Genomic DNA, 25,044 nt, shown 5'->3' on the forward strand with positions numbered 1-25,044 from the left:
CGGCATGTGCCGGCCAGCCGACAGCACGCACCGTGACGCGGCCAGGCCGCGCCAACAATGGACACGTCGATCGGACAAGCGCCCGCAGAGGAGGAATTGGGTGGCATACCGTTGCGTCTTTCCGCCGAGATCTCCCTGCTGGGACCCTCTCGACCAAGGACGCGTTGGATGACGGTAACGCCTACGGCAGCGCGGGTTGACCGGCTGCGGGACCATGGGTAGCGGCGCAGGCCGAGATCGTCAAGACCGCAACACTGTAGCCGCAGAAGCGAAGCGACGCGCGGGACGGATCGCGTTGCGGGACGGCCCGGCCGGCCCCGGATATCGCTACGCTCATCCGGGCTACGCTTGCCGTTCAGCTTTCGAGCAATGCCAACACATTGACCTGCGGAAGCCGTTAAATCACCGCGACATACAACCATTTATAGTACACTTTTAGTTGAGTGGCTTTGCTCGCATGAATCGGCAGTATGACTCGCATACTTAGCGTCTTTGGGGAGCGGTCCGATGGCTTGGGGTTCTCTGACAGAAATTGTCGCGATGTTCGCACCGAGGGCGTTCCTGGACTCGCAGGAAGTGAACTTCCCCTCATCGACCAACGACTTCTGCGCCCAGGTCGGATATCAGGTCTCTGACGGACCGTACTTTCCGCCGCCGTGGCAGTGGAGTGACATCAAGACATTCGGCCCGCAGGATTTCCTGTCGGTCCCGCCCACGGTGCCCAGCACCTTCGTGGGCGGCAATCTGACCGACGCGACGGCCTACGTCCACGTCAAGGCCGTGCAGGGCCAGGCAAATCTGGTCGATATCCAGTACTGGCTGTTCTACAATTTCAACGGCGCGGAGACGCTGCGGGTCGAAGCGCCCCTGGTGAGTCCGGGCGAGATGCCGCTGCCGCAGTCCTACCATTTTGGCGACTGGGAATGCGTCACCGTGCGGGTGAACAGCAGCCAGCAGGTCGTGGCGGTCTGCTTCTCCCAGCATTCCACCGAGCAGTGGTGTCTGCCGAGCGAGGTGACCTTCACCGGCGCCAATCCCCACGTGTACGTGTCGAGGGGCTCGCACGCGAACCGCCCGGAACCGGGCGGGCCGTTCTGGATCAAGGCCATCGACGTCAACTTCATGACGTTTGGCCCTGTCGACTATGCCGACGGCGCCGGGAAGGTCGTGGATTACTGGAAATCGTTCGTGATCGTCGCCAACGATGCCCCGCAATACTTCCCCGACCAGCCGGCCGATCCCGGCTGGCTGAAGTTTCAGGGCACATGGGGCCAGCCATTGTCCACGCCGTTGACGCCGCAACAGGTCGTGGAGGGGATCCTGCTTGCGGCCAGCAAATCGCCCGTGATGGCTCCGTTCATATCGGTGCTCGGGACCATCGTGGGTTCGACCACCCTTGCCCTCGAATTCGCCGGCATTATCGACTTCTCGAAGAACGCTCCGACCAATCCGCCCACCAAGGGCCTGTGGCAGAATGCACTCCCGCTCGAACCGCCGCTGTCGAGCAAGTTCGCTCCCGCGCTGGCATCGTTCGAGCAGAGCTCGGACGCGATCGAGCTGGCGCTGGTGTTCGTCGTCAACGACAGCAGCAATGAGATCTGCACTGCGTCCACCACCGACGGGGTGGACTGGACCGCAGCGACCGAGGTCAAGCAGACCAGCCGGGCCGCGCCGTGCCTGGTGCCGTTCAACGGCGGCCTTTGCCTCGCGTTCATCTCCAACGACGGCGGTCACCGGATCCTGACCTGCCTGTCGACCGACGGCCAGAGCTGGGCAGGCAACTATCACACCGGGCAGACCAGCCCGGCCCGGCCCGCTTTGGCTGGCTTCGACAGCAAATTGTGGGTGGCGTTCATCTCCAACGACAGCAGCGACCGGCTGCTGATCTGCTCATCGGCGGACGGCAAGACCTGGTCGGACAACGAGCAGGTCACCGGGCAAACGACGTCGACCGGGCCGGCGCTGGCCTCGTTCAACGGCAAGCTCTGGGTCGCGTTCGTTGCAAACAACAGCAGCAATCAGCTGCTGCTGTGCTCATCGCTCGACGGCAAGGTCTGGGGCGCGAACGCGCTCGTACCATCGGCCGCCAGCCCGCAGCAGCCTTCGCTGGCCGTCTTCAACAACAAGCTCTGGCTGGCATTCCTCGACGATGACAACGATGTCTGGATCACCTCGTCCAGCGACGGCCTGCTCTGGAGCATCAAACCGCAGCCCACCAGACTTATGAGCCAGGCGGCCCCTACCCTAACGGTGTTCGACGAGACGCTCTACCTCGGGTGCATCGACAGTTCGAACCGGATCACACTGTATTCATCGCCCGACGGCGCGACGTGGTCGGAGGGATCGGTGATATTTCCGCCGGCGGTTTGAGGGAGTGGAGGACGCAATTTCCTTGCGGAGCGATGCCCTGCTCCCACTCGATTGTTCGCATCGTACCTAATGAGTTGCGCGTCAGTCGAGCGATATCGACAGCCCCGCGAGAAGCGGCGCGTACGCGGCGAGCCTGCGGGATACGAACTCAGTGAAGAGCCGCACGCGCTTCGTCTTGCGTGTCTCCCCCTGCGTGAGCAGCCAGAGCGTTCCGTACATGTGCAGGCCGGTGCCCGGCACCCTCACCAGCAGGGGGTCGGCATCGCCGACGAAGCACGGCAGCGTCGTCATCCCGATCCCCCGCCGTACCGCGGCGATCTGCGCCTCGGCGTCCGTGACCCTGAACGGAACCCCTGCGGTGCGAACCTCGCGGACCCAATCCGGGATTCCATGAATGCTGATGACGATCCACCTGACGGGATCAGGCGCGCCGCCACGCGACGCGGCGAGCCGATCGCGGGACATGTAGACGGCGCCGAACACCTCCGGCCCCTTCAGGCCGTGAAGATTGAGCGGCAGGGTTTTGCGGTCGTAGACAACGCGGATCGCGACGTCGGCCTCCCGGTTGGTCAGATTTGCCAGCTCGCCGGACGACAAGATGTCCATCTCGATGTCCGGATGCAGGCGCGCGAAATCGGCGAAGTCCGGCATCAGCAGGTGTGTCGCAAGCGGCGGTGGCAGCGTCACCCGCAGAAGCCCGCGCACGCTCTGGTCGCGCCCGAAGATGCGCGTCTCCAGCTGGTGCGACGAGGCTTCCATCTGATCCGCGAACTCGAGGACCTCCTCGCCCGCGGCCGTCAGGCGGTAGCCCGACGGCAACTTCTCGAACACGTGCACCCCGAGCCGTTCCTCGAGTTGGCTGACGCGTCGCAGCACGGTCGAGTGGTTCACCCCGAGGCGCTCCGCGGCAGCCCGCACCGAGCCTCCGCGCGCGACGGCAAGAAAGTAGCGAACGTCATCCCAGTCGATCATGGTGCAATCCGGCACCGCTGGGGTGCGCCATCCAAAGCCCCTGTCCAATACATCGAACAAGCACTTCGTATGTAGGTAGCACGGGCGGCCCATCACAGCCCTTGCCGACACGCGCGGCGTAATTCCGAACAGCAGACACCGATCGTCGCGGCCGGCTTCCGTCGTCCAGCCGGATCGATTTCGCACCACCGATGTGCGCGCTTCCGCACTCAACGGCCGACGCCGGCCGGCCTACTTCGAGCTTCAGGTTCTCGGGGCCTCCGCGGACGAGCCAAAGACGGGAGCCTGAAGGAAGTGTCACGTCGCAAATGGGAACAGAGAAGAAATCATGGGAAAGCTTGAAGGTAAGATTGCAGTCATCACGGGTGGATCGAGCGGCATGGCGCTGGCGAGCGCCAGGCGGTTCGTTGAAGAAGGCGCCTATGTTTTCATCACGGGCCGCAGGCAGCAGGCGCTCGACGAGGCCGTCAGGCTGATCGGCGGAAGCGTGACCGGCGTGCGCGGCGACGCGGCCAATCTCGACGACCTCGACCGTCTGTTCGATACGGTCAGGCGGGAAAAGGGCAGGATCGACGTCCTGTACGCGAGCGCCGGTATCGGCGAAGCCGTCCCGCTGGGCGAGATTACCGAGCAGCACTTCGATGCGACCTTCGGCCTGAATACGCGCGGCACGCTGTTCACGGTCCAGAAGGCGTTGCCGCTGTTCAACGATGGCGGATCGATCTTCATGACCGGGTCGGTTGCTTCGGTGAAGGGTTTTCCTGGTTACAGCGTGTATGCGGCAAGCAAGGCGGCATTGCACGCATTCGCACGCGGATGGCTCAACGAGCTGAAGGGCCGGAATATCCGGGTCAACGTGCTGCACCCGGGGCCGATCGCCACGCCGATGCAGGACCAGGTTCTCACCGAGGAGGCGAAGCGGATGTTCGAATCCCTGATCCCGCGGGGAAAGATGGGTCGTCCAGAGGAAATCGCGGCGGCCGCGCTGTTTCTTGCGTCAGACGATTCGAGCTTCGTGAACGGACTGGAGTTGTCCGTCGACGGCGGCTTCTCGGCGATCTGAAAGGCCGAGCAATCAATATCAACACAGATCGGAGAAGCATCATGAGCTATGCGATTGTAGGATTCGGTAAGGTAGGCCAGGCCCTCGCCCACGCCTTCGCCCGCAAGAACATCGAGGTGACCGTGGCGAGCCGCCGGCCGCCCCAAGCGTTGGCACCGCAGGCTCGCGCGATTGGACCCACGGTCGTCGCCAAGTCGCTGCGGGATGCACTCGAGGCCGACACGATCATCCTGGCGGTCCCGTTCGGTGAGCATCGCGAGGTTGCGAAGGCCCTGCCGAGCTGGAAAGGCAAGACGGTCATCGACGCGATGAACGCGCAAGTTCCCCTTGAGGAGCTGGATGGTCTCCTGTCCTCCGCCTTCGTCGCCAAGGCGTTCACCGGCGCCAGGCTCGTGAAAGGCTTCAATCACCTGATCGCGGCCAAGCTGGCTGCCGATCCGATCGTCGAGGGCGGGCACCGGGTCGTCTTTCTCTCTGGTGACGACGAGGACGCGATCGCTCCCGTGGCAGCCCTGGCCAAGCAACTCGGGTTCGCACCCGTCAAGCTGGGCAAGCTCGACGAGGGCGGCGCGCTGGTGCACGCACGCGGCCGCGTTTGGGGCCCGCTGATCTTCCAGGATTTGTTCAAGAAGGAGCAGTAGTCGATCTACGAGCGTGTGATTGGGCCCGAGAGACGAGCAGCCCGCATGAGCGCAGCGACATGCGGGGCCGGTTGCGATGCGCGCACAGGCCGGTCCCGGATATCGCGTCGCTCATCCGGGCTACGCTTCCTATTGCTTGAAACAGTTCTCGCGGTGCCACTTTAGGAAGTGTGGGTGCGGACGATCCGACAAACGGTGCGGTCCAAGCGCGCGACCCGACTTGTTGATGATCGACCGTATTCCCTCAGGGTCGTTCGTCTGGCGCGAGATCAATATCTCCAAATCATCGGCCAAGCCAATGAGACCGCGATCAAACATCCAGTGTGCCGTGCCCGAAAGCGCCAGGCCATTGCTGACGATATCCGGCCCGTTCGCTTCCACTGGTTGAATATGTGCAGCAGCGACTTCCGCTCGTCCTTTGCCATTAATGAGTCTGAGCCCAGTGATGGCGCAGCGTTCCTCGTAGGCACGGAGCACGACACGACGAAAAACCTGGTCGCGCATAATCCTCGACATCGTCACGCTTACACGGTCTCGTTCTTGGTCATGTATGAAGGGCGCTTGTGCTCCTTCGCCAATATCGAGAGACGGGACGTCATTGTCGGAACGAGGCAACAGAGGCGTTTCTTCCTCGAAGCCTAGTTTGACAATCCTAGCGAAGTCTTCAGGCGAGAGTGGACGAACCGCCGACTGAGCCCGTCCGGAAATGCGTCCCTGGTCATTGAGAACACCCCGCTCTACTGGTCCCGTGGCACTGTTGAAGGGGACGGGATTTGCGAAATCGAGATAGCTTCCAGGCTCGATCAGCGCGAGATACATCCCGGAGATGCCGGGGTCTGGGATAACTTGGCTCACCTTTGCGATAGCAAAGTAACCTTTTGTCTCAGTCACTTTGCTTGGCTCGTAGTAGACAATCCAGTCGCCAATACAGGCCTCGACGCGGCGCAAATACTGGCTGGGGAATTGATACTTTTCCGCAGGACTATCCTCGTAGATCGAGTCCGACCGATGAATGAATACCCCAAATCCCATAACTTCTTCGGCCCGGACTTCCTGATCTATTTGGCCTTCGTGACAATGCTCCAAGAACTTATCAGGCGCTTGGTCTTTCCAAGCGACGTCACTCCCACTCGATTGTTCTAAACCCAGCTAGGTCATTGATCTGGCTGGGTTTTTTCTTGTCTCCGGCGCCGAAAGCCGACCCATGGGCCGTCAAAATCTTACGATGTTGATTTTAAAGAGAAAATCGTCGGAAAAAAAATATCGCGATTTCGCCATCTATCGACATCAATCGCCCGATGACTACCGACGCGTCGCTCCACAGCGCCGTTCGGCGCGCCTCAAGAAGTACCGTCATTCGAGCCATATCACGCTTCATCAAGCAGCGCCATTAAGCCGCGGCCGGAGTATCGCGAGCGCTCCGCTTCCCTTGCCTATCTCTGCATCCAAACGTGGTTACGGTGATAGGCTAGATAGGGCCGATGCTCGTCCCGTAGTGCCAACCGTAGCGTCTTTCCTACACCTAGCGCTTGATACGCGGCGACCTCCAACTGAGGAGAGGTTAAAATCGCGCCGTGGTCGTCGAATGTCACCAGCCCCGAATCGAATGCAGCGTCCCACAAAGCGGACAGCAGAAGTCCGTTATGCACATCGAGGCGCTGCGCATCGGTCGTGCAATCGGACCATGGGATCATATGCGAGGCCCTCAGCAGCGCAGGACTCGAAATTCCACTCAACGGGCAGGTTCCGTTCCAGTATTCCATCAGGGCATCGCGAAAGATGTTCTGTCCGATCCTGAATTTTTGTGCACGTTCGCCTTCAGTCTCGCCGAGACCCGCGACAGCGTTTTCGTATTTCTCAAGGGGAAAGTTGGGCAAGCTAACCGACAGGCGGTACACAGCTTGGACCCCGGCATGCAACTCATCACGCGTGGCAAACACGAAGGCACCTGCGTGACCTTTGGCGCAAGGTGCCGCGGGTTGGGCGTCCAGCGCCCGCGCCACTCCCGGCAGCATCAGAGACAGAAAGAATGGACCGGTGCCGTTTGCGGCGGCCAGTGCGATCTCCCCTGGCGCGCTGGCCGACCGGAAGAAGATCCATCCACCAGCCTCTTCAGGACCAATACGGTATCCATGCTCGTTCGCGGCATCGCGCAACTCAGAAAGAAGGCCGAAGGGATAAGCAGGAAGACGCCCTTCGGTGCTGCTCATAGGTCAACCCCGAGCAAGCGCTGTGCCGGCGGATCGCCATGCAATTTTAGCTGCAGGTAGGGACGTTCCCTGAACTCGGTCGGAGGCGCCGTGGTTGTCGTTACGATGTATTGAAACAGTGGTTTTTCGCCGACGCGCTCCAAATCCTGAACGATATCGAAGAGCCGTCCATAAATTGACAAGCCAAGATCGGCCTCACGCGGGCTGTCGTGAAGCAGAAATGACGGCACCCGCGTCGCGCCTTCAATGCTCACGCACATCGCAGCGAGGTCGAAAGCCAGAACCTTGAGAGAGTCGATCGCGGCTGTCCTGCGGTCGCCGCCCATGTCTACCGACAGATCAAGCCCGTTCCCGCTAAGGGTGATCCGGCCCTTTGCATCGTGGCCGACCAGCCGTCGGACGATCGGGTCGAACTTCTCGCTCATGCGTCCGAAAACCCGGGCCTGTTTGTCACGAAAGGCGCCCAGCCGTTCTCTCTCAGTCTCTAGTTTTGCGCCCAATTCGCGCAGACGCTTGATACCCGCCTCCTGCGTTTCGAAGAGTTCTGCCAGGCGCTCAACATCGTCTTGGAGCCTGCGCGCGGAGTACCAAGTGGACTCTCGGGCATCCCGGGCCTTCTCGATGTTCGCGACGTGATCGACGGATCGATCGAAGTGCTGCTTGGCCAGCGCAATCTGCGGCAAGAGCTTCGTCTGCTCTTGCCGCAGATCCTCAACTCGCTTCGCTTGGGAGTCGTGATCAGCTTGTCGTTGATTCCAACGCTGCCGGCAGGCGTCGGCATCAGGAATTTTGTGCGAGAGCTTGCAGCCCTCTGCCAAAGCGCGGTCGATGGGGACTTCGCATATCGGGCAGATCGGGCTTTCAGCCTCGACTTTCGAATAGGAAAGCCCCGGCAATTCCCCGCGTATCATCGCCAATGTGCGTTCTTCAGCGGGGATTAGTGCCCCGATACGGATACGTTCGCCTTCAAGGCGCGCCAATTCATTTCTCGCGGCCTCTCGTTGCTCGCGTGCTGCGGTGAGTTCAGCGTCGCCACCAGTCGGAATCTTACTTGCCGACGCCAAGCGCGTACTGGCGGACCTGCGCATAAGCTCGATCAGCAATGGCATCTCTGGAAGCGACTGTCCCTCAAGGCCGAGGCCCGTAACGAGCCGTGTTTGCGTGCGTTCGATTTCCCACCGGCGATGGCCAATCTCTTGATCCAGGACTCGGCGCTCCTCGCTCAGGCTATTCACTTCACCACGCGTGGCCTGTTCCTCAGGCGTGATCGCCATCAGAAACGAACGGAGCGCCTCAAGCCTTGGTCCCTTCTCCTGTCCGCTCGCGGGCATCGGTGAATCGGAGTCCGAGCTCGGTGACCGCCAGTCAAGGACATCGTCAAATCGACACTCTTGGTCCCGCGTGAGCCAGGCGAGCGCGATCGGCCAAATAGGCCCGTTTGCTTGCGGGCGAACCAATTGGGCAAGCGCTGTGGTGACGATTTGCTGATCGATCGCCTCGACGAACGGCTCCATTCCCGTTGAAGCGCCCTCGCCAGCGGCGATCTCGTCGAGATTTCCGCCCGGTACAGCCATATGTCGCCGACGCACACCAAGTGGGCGAACGATCGCCCAGCAGATTCCGTCTAGTATGACCTCGGCACCCACGATGCCGTTCAAGAATGCAATGCCGATCCGATCACGTTGTGGCTCGGTGGCGAAGCGATCCTCGCCGAGGCAATAGCGGATAAGCCGGCAGAAAAGCGTTTTGCCGCTACCATGCCCGACGGCATTTGTTTGACCCGCCAAAGCGGCATCATCTGCTCCATCAGGTGACCAGACGATGTTCAGGCCGGGGCGAAGCTCGATGTCCCGCACCTTCTCCCCACCAGGCTCCTTCCATACGACAAGTCGTCGAACCCAAAGCCGTGGCCCCTCCAACCCTTCAGCGGGTGTGACCGTCAGAAGCTGCGGGTCGAGAAGGTCAGGCTGCTGCGGCATTGATCACCCACTGCTGTATGTCAGCGGGCAGCGAATCCACCGCCGCATCTAGGTTGATGTCCTCCAGCGCATCGAACACGAAGCCTGAGCGACCGTCTGGCCATCCAGAAGTGCCGATGGTGTCCAAGCCAGGACCAGGTGCCCATGTCCCACGCTCGAGATCCTCCACCAGCCGCCCGTTGCCACGGTGGTTTCGCAGAGCGCCACCCCACGCTGTGTTGTTCCTCGCGACGAACGTCGCGACATTGCCGGCAAGAGGATCGGCCTCCACCCCTATCAGGCGACGCCACTCAGCCGCTTTGGCGGGAGGCAGGAGCGGAACAAGTAGACGCGGCTCCATGACGAATGCAGCAGCGAGACGAACGTTTCGGATCAACCTCGGCCCATCCATCGCCTTGAGAACCGCAGCCAAGATGGCTCCCGTGTCTCCAGCGTTGGATTGTTGAGTCCGAGCCCATGCAGCATCTGGCAGAGTGACATCGAGCGACGTCGGCCGGATGGAGCGGAGCTCAATTGGTTGGCTTGCCATGTGCGATCCCGACAATCGGTCATAGGCTTCGAGCACAAGGCGGCGCGTGCGAAACTCGCCCAGGGCAGTCTCTTCGTTGCGCTTGAGAACGCGAAAGGTTTCCGAGGGATATTCCGCCCCATTGGTGTCGGCTGGATCGAGCACATAGCGAAGCTCATCCCGCGTAAGTCCGTATTTGATTGCAAACAACGCATCGAGGTCGGCACGCAAAGCCGCGCGGCGCAGCAAATCAAAGGCGAACGGCGGACCCGAATGACCAAGGTCTTCCGCCCAAAGGCGCATTGAGTGCGAGGTATATGTGAGTTCGAGCACGCGCGATGCGATGAAAGAATGATCCTCGCGGGTGAATTGGTGTGGGCCGAGAACAGGCAGCTGCTTCATGTAGTAATATTTAAAGGACGTACCACCAGCTTTCTGTCGTGCAGCGAAATCGAGTGGCAAGGAGATCAAATTCGCCAGAAGCGGGACCGCAGTCTCAACGCCGCGCGTATGATGCATCATCAAGATCTTATCGCCCGCTCCCACCTTCGGAAAGACGGACGCAATCACCGTCCGTTCGTCCGTGGAGCGACAGATATCTCTCCAGCCCATCAGCCAACGCGGTTGTTTACGACTAATAAGAGCGGCCGTGAGCGCAAGCGGGTCTGCGCCCTGCGCCTTGATGAAAGCGATATCGTCTTCCGATAATGGCGTCTCGCGGCCCATCTCGCGCGCGCCATCAGCGTTCTTGTTGAGCCAAGTCGCAAATGTGCCACCGACGATGCCGCGCTCAAGGGAACGGGGGCCCAGCACATCGCGCAAATGCGACCGCGCCCGGTCAGCGGAGCGCGCCAAGTTGCTTGCCTGGAGGTCGCTTGGGTCGAGTGTGCCGAGCACCCATTGCGCCAGCACCTTCAGGCAGCCCTCGGCATTGTCCTTCCGGAAGTATTGCTTAAGCCGAGCGGGTACGCGAGCTGCCCGCAGTTCCGTCTCGGCCAGCGGCACCCAGTACCAAGGATCCGCCTCATAGCTCGAATCGGCCTTGATCGCATCCGGCGTTGAGGGCAGTGAACCGTCGCCCGGCCGCTCGGAAAGACCGGCATACGAGCCGAAGCGGTGATCGAAATGATGAATCATCTTCGCTTCTAAGAGCGGAACATAGCGCCGCCCGTCGGCATGGCACCAGTCGGTCCTGTCACGTCGGAAGTTCTCCCCGGTAAGCTGAGCGGCTGTGCGGAAGTACCCACTGTCGTTCGACATGTGGAACAGCGTTTGAAAGGTAACGCCCCAGGGATTCACATCACCATCCGGATGACTGGGCCGATCGCGGATCAGCACCGGCGCGGCCCGGTAGAGCCTGCGGGTCAGATCGCGGTCGACCTTTGTGCGGAAAAGTGGCGCGGTGAGCGTGTTTGGATTGAACAACTCGAAATCTTCAGGTGTGAGTTCGATCTGCCTCCGCTCGTCGGCCAAATGGTCGAGTTGTCCGATCTCAAATGACGCACGAACTCCGCGGCTAGATTCGCCGATACTCAGCAGAGAGAAGGACTTTCGATCGTCCGTGGTTGGAAACCACCTCCTGATCTCGTCAAAGCTCAACAGCGTCGCGAGCTGGTTGTTCGCGACAAGATTGCCGAAGAAAGCACTTGTCGAACTATCGGTCGCAATCCCTGTCGGAACGATGACGCCAGCCCGTCCCCGCGCTCGGACCAGACGAGCAAAATGTTCCGCAAACAATGCATAGGTGTTCACGTCGCCCATGCCGCTGAGTGGGAAACGACCGCTCTTGCGCACAAAGACGCTGGCAGCCTCCGCGGCACGGCTTGCGAACTCAAACTCGGCGGCGAGATCTGCCCGAGCAGTGCCGGCTTCGGCCTGTTTCAGTGCCTTTATGAGCACTGAGCGCGCTGCCTTGTTCGGCGCCGTGGCAATCTCGGGATCGCGCGCTGCGAAGAACTCCTGCTCCTGCAGCTTGATCCTTTCCCATGGAGGATTGCCCACCACGACATCGAAACCGCCGCGTGCCATGATGGCGGGGAATTCAAGCGGCCAATGGAATGCACTCACCCCGCTTGCCGTCCTCTCGATCGTCCCTACGAGCGGGCCTGGGAGTGCGTCGCCCCGCGCTGCCGCCCACATGTGATCAGTTTCGGGCATCGTTGTCGCTATGTCGGCCGGCCCTGGCACAGCACCGGTCTTAGGCTGGAAGAACGCAGCCACATAAGCATCGCAGGCCAGTTTCAGATTGAACCACCCCGGCCCTTTGTGAAGTTGGTTGAAGGCCCTCTCTTTGGCAGCAATCTCGGCTAGTGTATTCTCGGGCATCTCCGCCAGCATGCGCGCTGCGTCGATAAGTGCTGCCGGTGGTTTAAGGCTGGCGAGGAAGCCCGTTGAGCCTTTGCCCTCGCGCTGTTCCTTATTGCGCCGAAGATAGACCTTCGAAAGTTCCTTGTCGTCTCCCGCCAAGGGCTCGTAAGCTTCATCGGGAATGCCGTCGCGCAACGCCTCGATACTGAAAACACCGATTAAGCTGTCGCCGCAGCGAATATGGTTGTCGAGAAAGGTAAGTGGCTTTCCTGGCTCCAGCGCCTCAATCCAAAGCGCGACCTTTGCGAGTTCAACCGCCATCGGATTGCGGTCGACGCCGTGGATCGAATGGCGGACGACATCGCGCATCGCCGCCGGGTAATCGGGAGCCTCGCTGTCGCGCAACTGCGCCACTCGCGCCGCCATCCGGCGCGCGGCGCCAAGCAGGAAATGACCTGAGCCGCATGCTGGATCGATCACCGAGAGCCTAAGGATCGCCTCGGCCCCTCCCTCCGCTTCCGCCTGCACGAGCACAGGTTCGAGCGTGGAATCGAGCAGCGTCTGCACGAGACTGTCCGGCGTGTAGTAACTGCCGGAAGTCTTGCGTGCATTGCCTTTCGCTTCATCGGCCTCGGCAAAGCCGAAGCGTCGTCCATGGTCCTCCCGAATAGGCACAAGCTCAAGCAAACCTTCGTAGACGGAGCCAAGCTCTTCCGTCGCCATGTCGCGCCAATTAACGCGCACGCGCCGCCCATCTTCGATGAGCCAGCTCAGGTGGAAGATAGCCCGCAGGAATGCTCGGTTCGGCAGTTTCGCATCGTCAAGATCGACAGTCTCACCGCGCGTGAAAAGGCCGCCTAACGCGGGCAATCCGAGTAGCTTCTCGCCGTGCTCCAGCCCCCGGAAGACGATCTTCGCTGCCTCCCAAGCGTCGTGATGGTGATCGTGCGAGGAACGTCGAGCCGACCGATCTCGCATATGGCTGAAGCCGTAAGCGGAAGCATAGAGACCACGAGCCGATTCCGATGCATCCGGCCCATGTAGAAGCTCACGATCCTCCGCGACCGCCAAGAAGATCAACCGATAGACAACGCGTAGGAGCTGCTCAAACCAGACATGCATGCTGGTATGATTTTCATCGAGCTTCCCCCGCAGGTCGGGGTTTGCATCCAGGAACCCTTGGCCAAGCGCCAGCAATGCTTCCTTGACGCTCTTTCCAAGTCGATCGCGCGCTGCCGTTCCGGCTCGTAATCCAGCCTCGCGCCAGCGCTCCAACGCGCAATCGGCGGCCGCAGCATTTTCCCCGCCGAAACGCGTCGCATGGATCAGCAGCCACGTCGCGGTGAAGTCCGCGAACATCTCGTCGCGGAATATCGCCCCCAAATCCGCTTCGATATAGGTTGGGCGGGTGAAGCTGGCGTTGTCCCGCATAAGGCGGAGGCGGTCGCCAGCAAAGACCAGACCCCATAAGAACTCGGAGTTCGCGTTGAGCCAGTCCTGGAGCAACACGCTCGGCGAACGCCTTGGGATCGTGCCGCCATGATCGTCGCCGAGGTGCGGAAGCGATTTAGTAAACGCATCTGCTTCAGACAGAGGTGCGGCCACGACGACGGGCACCCTGCCGCCCTTTGCCTCAAGGGTGATACGATAAGTATGACCATCCCGCTGGTGAAGATTTGGGCCGTGAAGGCCTTCAAACCCGAACGCCTCCTCAAGCAGGCTCTTAACAAAGGCGGTGGTCTGTTTCTCGGTCGGCGCTGCTAATCTGGCATATGCCTGCCAATGCGCTTGGCCGATCCTGAAATAACGCGTGATCTCGTCACGCAGGTTCGTTCCTTTGGGGCAGCCGTATTCCGCGGCCGCTTTCTGGTCTGGAGCAGTGGCGGCGATCACCGCAACCTGATCGGGCGAGATCAGTCCTCCCTCGATCGAGACGGCAGTGAGCCCGATATTGGCAGCGCGCTTGAGATGCCGGGCCATCACTCGCCCTCCGGAAGGAGGACGTAGAGACCTATGACGTCCGCCGGCAAAACAGGAACGACCTCGACCGTCGCTCCGCCGCGCGCGGCTTCCGTCAGCCGAAGATGGTCGGCAGAAAGCGCCGCTCCGCGTTCGGCGGCGAAGGCCTCTATCGCCGGCTGGTAGCTGACGAGTCGTTCGTGAGCTCTCTGGAGCTGACGCGCAGCGGCGAGTTCATCGAGATTTCCGGCCGCCTCCGCCTCGAGAAGCTCCAGGGCGGAATGGCCTTCGAGAATCGGCACCGGAGCCAATCCGCCGAACGCGATCCCGGTCGCTTCCTCGGCCAGCAGCAGGCGGTTTGTGCGACCGCTGGTGATGAGCTTGAAACGAAGGCGCAACAGCATCAGTGTCGTCATCTGGGCGACAGCGCGAGTGCGCCAGGCGCCGCACCGGCCAAGGGGACGAAATGCTGCCCCTTCCGGATCTAGCGCCCCCTCCGCCAAGCTTTCTGCCAAACTTGCAACCAGGGGGTGGACACGCCCGAGATGCGTCACACCCGGCGCCGGATCATCCTCAAAGCCAACCCTTCGCCTCCCACGTAGACCACGCGCTTCCAAGCGTTCCTTGATGGCGTCAGGCATCGCATCCAGATGCACCAGATGATGTTGACCGGCTTTCTCCAATGGTGCGCCCGCGCGCTTCAAAGCGCGTTCCGTAAAGCGCGCAACTTCGGTCGGACCCCCGTTTAGCGCCCGCATCTGCCGCCACTCCGGCAGCACGTCGTCGGGTTTCAGCGCACCTTGCGCGTAGCGCGCGCGACTTGCCTTTGCGTTTTCCTCGGCGTCGCGCCATTTGCCGTCGAGGCGCTCGCTTGAAAGGCCGAAATCGAAAGCCAACTGCTCTCGTTGTCCGCCAGCGCGAAGCATGAGTGCTTGCATGAGCGCGGAGGTCACGCCTTCGCTGTCTTCGGGCATCGGCACCGAAATGCCTGTCGCCTTACGAATAGCGTCCGCTTTTCGCAGGATGACCTGCAAGACTGCGCCATCAATCGCGCTGTTGTCGCCAAAGATCGTCACCGAGCGGACCACAGGCGAACGCTGGCCAAATCGGTCGACGCGCCCCTCGCGCTGCTGGTGACGGGTCGGATTCCAGCTTAGATCGTAGTGAACTACGGCATCGAACAGCGCTTGCAGATTGATGCCCTCGGACAGGCAGTCGGTCGCGACGAGGATTCGGCTCTCGGAGTCTTCAAGCCGATCGATGCGAGTCCGCCGCTCTTCAGGCGGCAGGCGTCCTGTCACGACTACCACGTCAGCCTTTGGCCAAGCGCGCTTGATCTCTTCGCCCAGCGCCTCCGCCGTTGCGATGAACCGGCAGAAGATGACCGGCTTGGCTCCTTCCTGAAGCAGCCCTTTCAGAACCTTGAGGAGCCGCGCCACCTTAGGATCCTCACCGCGACGGCGATCAAGGGATTCAGCAATCGCAATCAACTCGGTAAGTTCGCCGCGCTCTTCGGCATTGTCGCTAGCGGTACCCGGCTCCACGTCACCCTGGTCGAGCAGGCCTTCGTCTTCATCGAAGACGACGGGCTGCATCGCCTCTTCGTCGACCACACCGGACAAGCGATTGCGCAGTGCATTGATCGCGGCTGCCGGCGAGGAGCCGACGCATCGCATGAGTGCGAGCGTTCCCCAAAAAGCAAGCCGTCGGCTGCGCTGGTCAGCACCGGCGCGCTGTGTAACAGCAAGGCAATAATCCAAGACACGATCGTGGAAGGCACCGAATTCGCCGCTGAGACTGAAGGGCTCGTCCTTCACCTGATGAACAGGGAAAGTCCGTTTCTCGTGCCAGCCGGACTCCGTGATATCGGGTCGGCGCCGCTGGACATAATGTTGAGCGAGGCGGCGTGCATATCGCATGCGCGCATTCTCATCGCCTTGGGGACCTCCCGCGAAGTCCGGGCTAATGAGGCCCAGCAGACGATCGAACGCCGCTTCATCACCACTGTGCGGCGTTGCCGTCAGCAACAGCATGTGGCGTTCCTCATCAGAGGCGAGGCGTTCGAGAAGCTCGAAACGCTGATGTCTGCCGCGATCTCCGCCGATGCAGGCATGCGCTTCATCAACGATCACAAGGGACGGGCACGCCCGTGCAAATTCGTCGCGGCGGCTGTCAGCCTTGATATAGTCGAGGCTGACGACAGTGTGCGGATAGGCTTCAAATAGGCTTTGAGCCGCAGGAAGACCACGCTCCAGGCTGCGCGCCCTGGCCGAGGTCACCGCCACGGCGTCAATGTCGAACTTCTCTGCAAGCTCACTCACCCATTGCTCGACGAGATGGGGCGGACACAGCACGGAGAAGCGGTCGATCAGGCCACGGTCGAGCATCTCGCGAATGATCAATCCCGCCTCGATCGTCTTGCCGATCCCCACATCGTCGGCGATCAGCAGCCGCACCACCGGCAGCTTCAAAGCCATCATCAGCGGCACGAGCTGATAGGCGCGCGGCTCCACGCCGAGATGCGCAGCGCTCCGGAACGGGCCGGCGCCTCGGCGAAGCGACAGACGCAGCGCATCCGCTAGCAATCGCGCACCGTCCTGGGTGTCTCGCCGCTCAGGTGTTGGTGGAGCAAATCGCGCAGGCCTGACGGGATTGACTTCAAGCGCGAGCGCAATCCGTTGCGCATCGGCTTCTGAACCTGACAAGGGCCGCACATTGAGGATGTCGTCATCCGGAGACGGAAGGACGACCCATTCGCGTCCTCGCGCCTCGACAAGATCCCCCGGTGAAAATCTGACCGCTTCCACTACGCCGCCCCCAACAACTCAACCAAATCCCTCGGCGCGGCTTCGCCAGGCACCTCGGGAAGCTCGACGATATCCACCCCCAAGTCGGCGCATGCCGCAGCCAGCCTGTCCGGTACACGACCTGACACCGCGAGCACCTGAAAGCTTGGCCAATAAAGCTCGTATAAAGTGCCGTCGACCTTGCGCGGGGATGGTGCTGGCAATCCCCACCGGCCTATCGCACCAATCCAGCCGCTCGCGGCCTCCACCGGCTCTGCCTGCACGACCTCAGGCTCTGCAAGCTGGCAGAGAAAGGCCGTGACCTCCGCGTCTCGACGATCGATCAGATTATGGTCGGGCTGGTTGAAGTAGGAGAGCAGGCAGCGGTAACAGCCAGCGACACAAGCATCCGACCGCTCCTTTAGCCCAGTCCCGTCCGGCGCGAAATCATAGTGCATGAGATCCAGCGCCTGACGGGCGATCTCCGCCGTTCGGCGCGGATCGGAGACAAGGCGGTTCAGAACACCTGCTCCCCCCTCGGTCGCCTCGTAAAGCAGGATTGCCTTGCGGTCCTCGCGCGCAGGCAACGGCTCGCCCAAGAGCTCGCCTTCTTCAAGCTCGGCAACAATCTGGATGCCTCGCAGAAGAGCGTGCTGCAGGGTTGCCATTTGCCGCTCGTCAAAATTTGCAAGCGGCCGTACCAGAAGCGCGTTCTTATGGTCCTCGACGATCGGCACGATCCGCTGCGACTTCGGGACCGTGACATCCATGTCATCATCATCCCCGCCGTTGAGCGTATCCTTTACCCATCGGCCTGACGTCGGATCGATGCAGAACCCATTTATCGACTTGGACTTCCGACGGCGAAGTCCCTTGTTGACGCGCGATAGCTTCGCGCGCGCGCCATAATCGAGAAGCAGCAACGGCCCTGCTTCCGAACGCAAGGTGAGCGTGCGGATATCGGGAACGCCCTTTTCGAATTGCCACTGGAAAACGGTCTGGATCTCAAAGCCGCGCCTTTGCCGGTCTTCATCATTCGCCGTGATCCGAGACGACGGTGCGGTTTCGACATTGTCGATCCGATAGACATTGTCGAGCCGATCCACACCGGCCAACGACGCGCCGCACGCGTGGCATCGCTCGAGCTTGTCATCAGTGTGAGCCGCTCCGCACTCGCCGCATAGGATGAGGCTCGTGGTTGCCAGTTTGCCATCGTCGAGGCGACCGTGCGCCGGCAGCTTCGCACGGACAACCCGGTAGGCGCGCCCCTCGTGATAAATCAGGCTGTTGGGACCGAACTCGGAAATGGCGAGAAAACGCGGCCTTTGCAGCACGGCCGCACGTTTGGTCGCAGGGATGAAAGCATAGAGCGGGAGACGCGGGAAATTGTACCCCGGCAGAAATCCTTCGGTCGCCAGATATCGATAAGTGTAAAAATCGGAGCCGTTCGAAGCCTGTCCGCGCTCGAGCATGTCAAGTTCTTCAGTCGCCCGGAAATGGCGGCGCGCAGCCTCTTTGCGTTCGCCCGGTTTGAAGGACGTCTTCTGCTGGATTTGATGCGCCTCATCCTGCTCACGGCGTGCGCTTCGGTAGAGCTCCCGCCACCGACTGAAGCTGCTTGCGAAATTCTGCGCAGCTTCCCGGTTGGTTTCATCAACGAAGGCATCGATATCGGCCAGCCACGGAGCGTCGGCTAACTCGACCGCACTGACAGTCTGATCAAGAAGGCGGCGCATCGTCGGCTTTGCGGCTCCGCTTGCGGCAAGCTTTTCGAACGCCGCTTGGATTGGATCGGAGATCGGCATCTCCGGTGTTGCCATGTTCAAGTTTTCAGGGATGGCTGGCTTCAGCGGCACCACGGCAGCCGCCAGCCATTCGGCATGGAGGTGGCTCCGCAGCAGATCTCGATTGGCAAGATCGAGGGCTGGCGGCTTCACCACGCCCGCGACAAGCCCCTGCCGATTATTGAAGTAATATTGGTCGTGGGGGGACTGCGCAGCGCAATAGGTCACGACCAGCGCTGCTTGACCACTGCGGCCAGCACGGCCGGCTCGCTGCACATAATTTGCCGGTGTTGGCGGTGCGTTCCGAAGAAAGACAGCGTTCAGCGCGCTGATATCAACACCGAGCTCCATCGTGGGAGAGCAGAACAGCGCCGGGAGGAAACTCGCGGGTTCGCCTTCCTGGCGCATTTCGTCCCGGTTCTGGGCGATCCTTTCGATATCTGACTTCCCGAACCGGAACCGATCTTCACGCCAAGCACGAACTTTCTGGTCGACCTGGGCGGTATGCTCCCGAGCCTCGAAGGCGAAAGGCAGGTTGCCCTCCTGCGCTAGCATCTCCGCAACATCCTCGTAGAGCGCCCGGAAAAAGGGATTTTCGCGTTTCCCATCGGCCCTCTTGGTCGCCGGAAAGAGGCGCAAGGCGGTCGATGACAGGCGCCACGCAGGAGCTTCTCCGCCAGTGACGACCCGCCGGACGACCTGGTGGTTTTCGGCCGCACGCAGGAGCGTGGCGATAACATCGTCATACTCTTTGACCGGGAGCTGCTCCCCCCACAGATCCTTGCTGCGCAGGGCCTTACCCAACGCCGTCCGCCAGCCTGCTCGTACAATCAGTACATCTTCCGCCGCGCTGATCTCCGCCTTGCTCGGTGGATCGAGCATCAGGAATCCGGCCTGCCGCAGTTCCTGTTCTTCGTTCTGATCGATCAGCCAGGGATCGCGCAGGTGATTTCTGGAGGTCTCGGCGACCTGCAATATCCGCTGGCGATCCAACGCTTCGGTGGCGATCGCAAGGCCACGACGCATATAGTCGAAAAGCAGCGTGAAGAGCCGGGCCCGTAATTGGGGCGTGCTGGCCGCCAGTCGCGGATTGTCGGAAAACTCCTCGTCATCGCTTGCGAGTTCACTCAGTCCCGGAAACCGCACCTCCACGAGGCCGGCTTCTTCGAGATTGGGATTTGTGAAGCGCCAACCCTTCCGGAGATCCGCCCATACACGATGTGCCAAGATCGACGTCAGCACTTCCTCAGCGGCCTGCCGGTTGTGGAATCCCTTTACGCGCGGGTCGGCCATCCAATCGGAGAGCCGCTCAGACTCCTCCAAATCGAAGCCAAGCGCCTTGCGAACAGCCTCCCCGAACCGAACGTCGGCGAGGCCCTTTTCGCCTGCGTCCCGCACGGCACGTAAGATACCGCCACGGAGCAAGCTGACGAAAATGAAGTCGTTGAAATGCCCCGCCTGCAGGGCCGCATCTTGCCGATTGTCTGTGAAGCCCAGCAGCTTACGCGTGCTTTCCTCAAGTGTCCCGTCGGCTTCCATCCAAGCCAGGATGGTCGAGACGATGAGCGTCGTCGCCGAACTACGGCCTTCAGCCGACAAGCCCGCAAGCTTATTGATGTCGCGTGCCTGTTGAGGCGGCTGATGGCGGCAATGGGGACAGAAGCGATATTTGCCGCTGAAGAACCAGGCTGGCACCCCATCGTCGCCGAGCGACCCATCAGGCTTCACAAAAAGAAGTTGCCCCTCATGCTTGCCGCGGTGCCCTCCTTTAAGGCGTTCCTGGCCTGCCGGCGTGGTTTCCTGCCAATCGTCCGGATAGTCAGCGACAGCGCCGCCGAACTGAAAGTCGGCATTGACCGCGGGAATTAGGAAGCCGGTTCGTGAGCCGTCCGGTTCTGCGTCTTCACTCGCCGGCTCATCGATGGCCCGCGCAAGAACCCGGATACCATCGAGCGCATTTTCAATGCGGACGCTATGGTGTTCCTGGCCACATTCTCGGCAAAAGAAGACCGGATATAAGCGAGCATTCGGATCGGAGGGATGAAAGACCTGCCCGTCCAACACGACACGCCGGCCGCTGGCAGATTCGATTGTTGCGTAGGCATGCCCAGCGCCGGAAATAAAGCGATGAAGCTTAAACGCCAGAAATGCACGGTCGCTGACGCCGCCGCGAAGATCCTCGCGGCGGCCCATCAACGACAGCATCCCCGCGAGAGCGCTCCTGCATTCCTCTGAGGGAATCTTCGTCTGGGCTGCCAGTTTGGAGGTCGCGTCGCTCAACGTCATCGGGGGGCGACGACGTAGTTTTTCGCCTTCAGCGAGTCCAATCTCAGTCTCTATCCAGCAGGCAAGCGGATTGCTGTACAGCTCCTTGTCCCTGAGCCCGGCAGGGATTGGCGACCGGACCGCGTCGACGAGTGTTGCTCCGAGGCTTGTGCTGTTGATGCGGGGATCCGTCGCCCGGGCAAGATTTTCGTCGATGATCGAAGCCGAACTCAGTTCCTCCCCGAAAACTAGCTTGCCGACACGAGCAACGGCACCTGCTCGCTCGATCTCATCCTGCGCGCTCGACATCGTCGCCGAGGTGCCGATGCAGAGCAGCTTGCCCTCTTTAACGAGGCGGTCCTTGACGCGCCGCACCAGCATCGCAACGTCTGCGCCCTGCCGGCCGCGATAGGTGTGCAATTCGTCAAGCACCAGGAAATCCAAGCCGCACGCGTTGGCGATGACGGCGCGATCGAGCTCGTCCTGACGCGTCATGAGCAATTCAAGCATCATGAAGTTCGTGAGCAAGATATCGGGCTTGGCCTTGGCGATGGCCTGTCGCTCCGCATCGCTTTCCTGGCCCGTGTAGCGACCAAAGGTCGGGCGTAGCTCCTCTTCGACCCCTGAGCCGCCGATGAACTTTTCGAGCTCCTCAAGTTGGCTGTTGGCCAAGGCGTTCATGGGATAGATGATGATCGCGCGCGTCCGCTGGGCCTCGCCTGCGCGCCGCGCGCGCACGACTGCATCGACGATGGGCAGGAAGAAGCAGAGCGATTTTCCCGACCCCGTACCGGTTGTGACGATGAAACTCTCACCATTGCGCGCCTTCGCGACAGCACGCTCCTGGTGGCGGTGAAGTTTGATCGGCGCTCGGTCAGGACCGCTGGCGAATATATTGCTGAGGGCCGGATCCAACACGCCTTGAGCGACAAGCTGATCGACAGAATGACCGGCCTCGAAATGCGGATTGATGGTAATGAGCGGCTCCGGCCAAAAACGCTGCTCATTATATGCAGCATCGACCTGAGCGCGGATTTCCGGCGCGTGAATCTCCGAAAAGGATCGTGCGAACGACTCGTATCGCTCTATCAACGCTTGATCGAGATCGAATATATCCACGATGCCCCCTCTTCAGTCATCTCCAAAGGAGATATCTGAATTACAACTTTGAACTATTATTATTTGAGCCGCGCGCTTGTATAGCGTGCGGCATTAGAAACTCGGCCAAGCTGGTCACGACATCTTCCAAGCTTCCCGGATCGGCGGAAACGTCCCTGACAAAGGCGTTCCACTGTCGCTGTTTTTGTTCATCGTTGGCGAACGCCGACGTCAGGGCATCGGGCAAATCGGCAGGAACCGCTGTCTCGCGCCGGGCAAACGTTGCAGCGATCGCGCGAGCGAGCCTGTCGCCGGCGAAATCGAATGACTTGCTGAGGATCCAGATGTCGTAGAAATCCTTCATACGACTGTTCGCGCGTCCGAGCGCGACCATCGCCTGAAACTTCTCAGCAATAATAGTTTCACGCGCGTATGCACGCAGACGCGGCGCCGGAAACGCCAGCATGGACGGGTAGTCGAGCATCTCTGCCCCTGGCTCCATCGCGTCGCCGAAGCCGATGTCGATCGTCAGGTTGATCCTGGCGCCGCTGATCGAGGCGGTTGTCCGCAGCCTCAGCCCGCCATACTCGAGCTCTTCGCGAATGCGATCGACGCGAAGGGCGTCGACGTCAAATTCCACACCATCATCATCGTTGAGCGCCAGGATGTCCCGAAATGTCCCGAGCATCGCCTCAGGTTCAGGGTCACCAAACCCCAACAGATCGAGATCACGCGTGCCGCGATGTGGATCCTCGAACCAACTCATCATCAGCATCGCGCCTTTCAGAACGAAGCGGTCCGCATGCGGTGATTGGCTGAGCCGGAAGAGGAGCCGTTCGAGCGCAAAGCGCGTTAAGACAAGATCAAAGCTCTGGCCACTTGCCTTGGCGACCTGCAGGAGGCGGGCGCGCACCGAAGCGCCGATATTTTTGAGCTCCTTAGCCATTGGCGGTCAGCGCCTCGAGATAAGGTCGAATGACCGTCGCGATCGCTCCTCGCTCCGCTTGCCTGACGATTTCGCCAGGGGTTGTCTTGCGTTGACGCAGCGCCTCCTGGAGACCTTCAATCGCCACCGACAGGCCGATCTTGTTGCGATACCGGAAGCAGTCGGCGATTGTCTTCGCGACCTCAAAGACCTTTACGGGCACCCCCTCGACGGTATGGGATTCAACGCCCTCCGTGAGCAGACGGTCCGTGAACCGCACCAGCCGAACCGGTGTGCCATCTGCTTTTGGGGCCCAATCCTTTTGGCCGATGGCGATCCACACTTGCCTCGGGAGCTGATCGGTAAGCTGATGGAACGCCAGAGCCGAGACGAGACAGACTACGCCCTTAGGCACGCGTTTCGCCGCCTCTGCGAGGCTGTGGTGGGCGTCGAGAAGCGCATCCGGGAGCTGATAAAGCCCCCGTGCAAGCCGGAGCACCTCTCCATCTCGCTCCATGCGGCTCATGGTGGCCGCGGTCACCCCCTCCGCGCGCAGTTCCGCCAGACGAGCGATACCGCGCGCTTTCAGCACGGTGTGGGCAATTCGGCGCTGGGATGCGGGCTCGGGCAAGATACGTAGGCTCGGAGTGTGAGGTCTATTATCCGAGGATTTGTATCACCATCCACATGCCGTGAAAAGGTGCAAAAACCGAAAGGCTTGTTCCACAAGGAGACGATCGTCAGCCGGGGAAAGCCTTCCCCTGCGTCCGAGCCCGCGGTCTCGGCCGACCCCTTCTGCAGGGCCTGCCGCCCCGCAACGCCCCGCAAGAGAGTGAGAGTGCAGACCGAGTTTTCGTGACGGGTTGAGGGCTGGGAGAGAGGCTTCCAGCGCCCGTCATGGAGACGACCCATGACTCAGGTGGAAATTCTGGACACCGCTCGCGAACACGTCGGCGGCTACAAGGTGGACGTGAGCCGCGGCCAGCGTGTCGGCCGCGTTTCCTCGGAGTGGTTCGCGCGGCCGGCGGACGAGCGTTACCTATCCCTGTCCGACCTCCACGCTGCGGTGCGCGGCCGGGCCGAGCACAGCCGGACCCGGACGGTGGAGAGCGCGGCGATCCGCGTGGAGGCCAGCCGCGACGACGCCGAGCGCTTGGCGCTGATGCTGCCGGGCTCCGACACGCCGATCGCTCCGACCCACTGGAGCTTCGGCCAGCTCGCCGGCCTGGTCGGCGCGCCGGCGGCCTATCTGCGTCAGCTTCCTGCGCCGCTGGCTGGCATCAACCTGCAGTATGGGCTGACCTCCCATCGCGCCGAGCAGGTGAAGACGCTGGAGATCGAAGACGGTCGTGTCGAACTGCGGGCCGTCACCGGCCCCGACTACGGCCGCATCTTCGACCACGAACTGGTCGCCGCGGTTCAGCGCATCGCCGGCAACGGCACGGGTGATACCCGTTGGAAAGTGCCGGGGGTGCTCGACTGGTCGACCGGGATCTACAATCCGCGCGTCGATATCACCCAGGACACCACGACGCTCTACGCCTCCGATCGCGACGTCTTCCTCTTCCTGGTCGACGACCTCAATCCGATCGAGGCCGGGCGTCTTCCCGACGGCTCGCCGGACCTCTACTTCCGCGGCTTCTACTGCTGGAATTCCGAGGTGGGTGCGAAGACGCTCGGCATGGCGAGCTTCTATCTCCGCGCCGTTTGCCAGAACCGCAATCTCTGGGGCGTCGAGGATTTCGAGGAGATCACGATCCGCCATTCCAAATACGCTGCCTCGCGGTTCGCGCATGAGGCGGCTTCGGCGCTGACCCGCTTCGCCAACTCCTCGCCGTTGCCTTTCGTCAACGGTATCAAGGCGGCGCGGGAGAAGATCGTCGCGCGAAACGACGAGGACCGCAGCGATTTCCTGCGCAAGCGCGGATTTTCCAAGAGCGAGACGGCAAAGATCATTGAGACCGTCCTGGCCGAAGAGGGGCGCAAGCCCGAAAGCGTCTTCGATTTCGTCCAGGGCATCACCGCTGTCGCGCGAGACAAGACCCAGCAGGACGCGCGGCTCGACCTGGAGGCGCGGGCGAAGAAGCTGCTCGACCGGGCGGCCTGATACCCGGAAAGCCGGAGATGCGGAACGGCGTGTCTCCGGCTTCGTGCCTTTCCGTTTCTCCTGATCGTCG

At 61.3% G+C, this 25,044-nt stretch carries 13 protein-coding genes; 4 read left to right on the plus strand and 9 right to left on the minus strand.

Features of this window, described 5'->3' with window-relative positions; genetic code table 11:
* Positions 1-507: 507 nt before the first annotated feature.
* A complete protein-coding gene (locus tag CI41S_RS20410; protein WP_139861306.1) occupies positions 508-2,370 on the plus strand; it encodes a Vps62-related protein in 1,863 nt (620 codons plus the stop codon).
* 81 nt (positions 2,371-2,451) lie between these two features.
* Here CI41S_RS20410 and CI41S_RS20415 read toward each other — a convergent pair whose 3' ends face one another.
* Entirely contained in the window at positions 2,452-3,342 is an 891-nt protein-coding gene (locus CI41S_RS20415; RefSeq protein ID WP_139861307.1) for a LysR family transcriptional regulator, read from the minus strand.
* 328 nt (positions 3,343-3,670) lie between these two features.
* Between CI41S_RS20415 and CI41S_RS20420 the strand changes: the two genes are divergently transcribed.
* The gene (locus tag CI41S_RS20420) at positions 3,671-4,405 is read left to right on the plus strand and encodes an SDR family NAD(P)-dependent oxidoreductase (protein ID WP_139861308.1); all 735 of its coding nucleotides are present in this window, start codon (positions 3,671-3,673) and stop codon (positions 4,403-4,405) included.
* A gap of 41 nt (positions 4,406-4,446) precedes the next feature.
* Complete coding sequence (locus CI41S_RS20425) at positions 4,447-5,046, plus strand: NADPH-dependent F420 reductase (protein WP_139861309.1); 600 nt, start codon at positions 4,447-4,449, stop codon at positions 5,044-5,046.
* Positions 5,047-5,175: 129 nt separating this feature from the next.
* On the opposite strand, the gene CI41S_RS20430 is transcribed toward CI41S_RS20425, so the two are convergent.
* The 8 genes from CI41S_RS20430 to CI41S_RS20465 all read right to left on the minus strand — a co-directional run bounded on the left by CI41S_RS20430 (position 5,176) and on the right by CI41S_RS20465 (position 23,498).
* Positions 5,176-6,078, minus strand: a complete 903-nt coding sequence (locus CI41S_RS20430; RefSeq protein ID WP_139861310.1) for an HNH endonuclease — start codon at positions 6,076-6,078, stop codon at positions 5,176-5,178.
* Positions 6,079-6,479: 401 nt separating this feature from the next.
* Positions 6,480-7,256 carry an HNH endonuclease gene (locus tag CI41S_RS20435; protein WP_139861311.1) on the minus strand — a complete coding sequence of 259 codons (777 nt, stop codon included), beginning with the start codon at positions 7,254-7,256 and terminating at the stop codon, positions 6,480-6,482.
* On the minus strand, positions 7,253-9,235 hold the full coding sequence (locus CI41S_RS20440) for a chromosome segregation protein SMC (RefSeq protein ID WP_172628117.1): 1,983 nt from the start codon (positions 9,233-9,235) through the stop codon (positions 7,253-7,255). Before CI41S_RS20440 ends, CI41S_RS20435 begins: the two co-directional genes overlap by 4 nt.
* Positions 9,219-14,030 carry an Eco57I restriction-modification methylase domain-containing protein gene (locus CI41S_RS20445; protein ID WP_139861312.1) on the minus strand — a complete coding sequence of 1,604 codons (4,812 nt, stop codon included), beginning with the start codon at positions 14,028-14,030 and terminating at the stop codon, positions 9,219-9,221. Before CI41S_RS20445 ends, CI41S_RS20440 begins: the two co-directional genes overlap by 17 nt.
* Positions 14,030-16,816, minus strand: a complete 2,787-nt coding sequence (locus tag CI41S_RS20450; RefSeq protein ID WP_244626612.1) for a DEAD/DEAH box helicase — start codon at positions 16,814-16,816, stop codon at positions 14,030-14,032. The genes CI41S_RS20445 and CI41S_RS20450 overlap by 1 nt, the downstream gene beginning before the upstream one ends.
* Positions 16,816-21,963 (minus strand): DEAD/DEAH box helicase, encoded by a 5,148-nt coding sequence (locus tag CI41S_RS20455; RefSeq protein ID WP_139861313.1) that lies wholly within the window; start codon positions 21,961-21,963, stop codon positions 16,816-16,818. The genes CI41S_RS20450 and CI41S_RS20455 overlap by 1 nt, the downstream gene beginning before the upstream one ends.
* A gap of 40 nt (positions 21,964-22,003) precedes the next feature.
* Positions 22,004-22,888: a nucleotidyl transferase AbiEii/AbiGii toxin family protein gene (locus CI41S_RS20460; RefSeq protein ID WP_139861314.1), complete on the minus strand. Its 885-nt coding sequence runs from the start codon at positions 22,886-22,888 to the stop codon at positions 22,004-22,006.
* The gene (locus CI41S_RS20465; RefSeq protein WP_139861315.1) at positions 22,881-23,498 is read right to left on the minus strand and encodes a type IV toxin-antitoxin system AbiEi family antitoxin domain-containing protein; all 618 of its coding nucleotides are present in this window, start codon (positions 23,496-23,498) and stop codon (positions 22,881-22,883) included. Before CI41S_RS20465 ends, CI41S_RS20460 begins: the two co-directional genes overlap by 8 nt.
* Positions 23,499-23,777: 279 nt before the next feature.
* Here CI41S_RS20465 and CI41S_RS20470 point away from each other — a divergent pair, with 279 nt between their 5' ends.
* Entirely contained in the window at positions 23,778-24,974 is a 1,197-nt protein-coding gene (locus CI41S_RS20470; RefSeq protein WP_139861316.1) for a DUF932 domain-containing protein, read from the plus strand.
* Positions 24,975-25,044: the final 70 nt, after the last annotated feature.

It is taken from the genome of Bradyrhizobium ivorense (assembly GCF_900696085.1).
GTDB classification, from domain to species: Bacteria; Pseudomonadota; Alphaproteobacteria; order Rhizobiales; family Xanthobacteraceae; genus Bradyrhizobium; species Bradyrhizobium ivorense.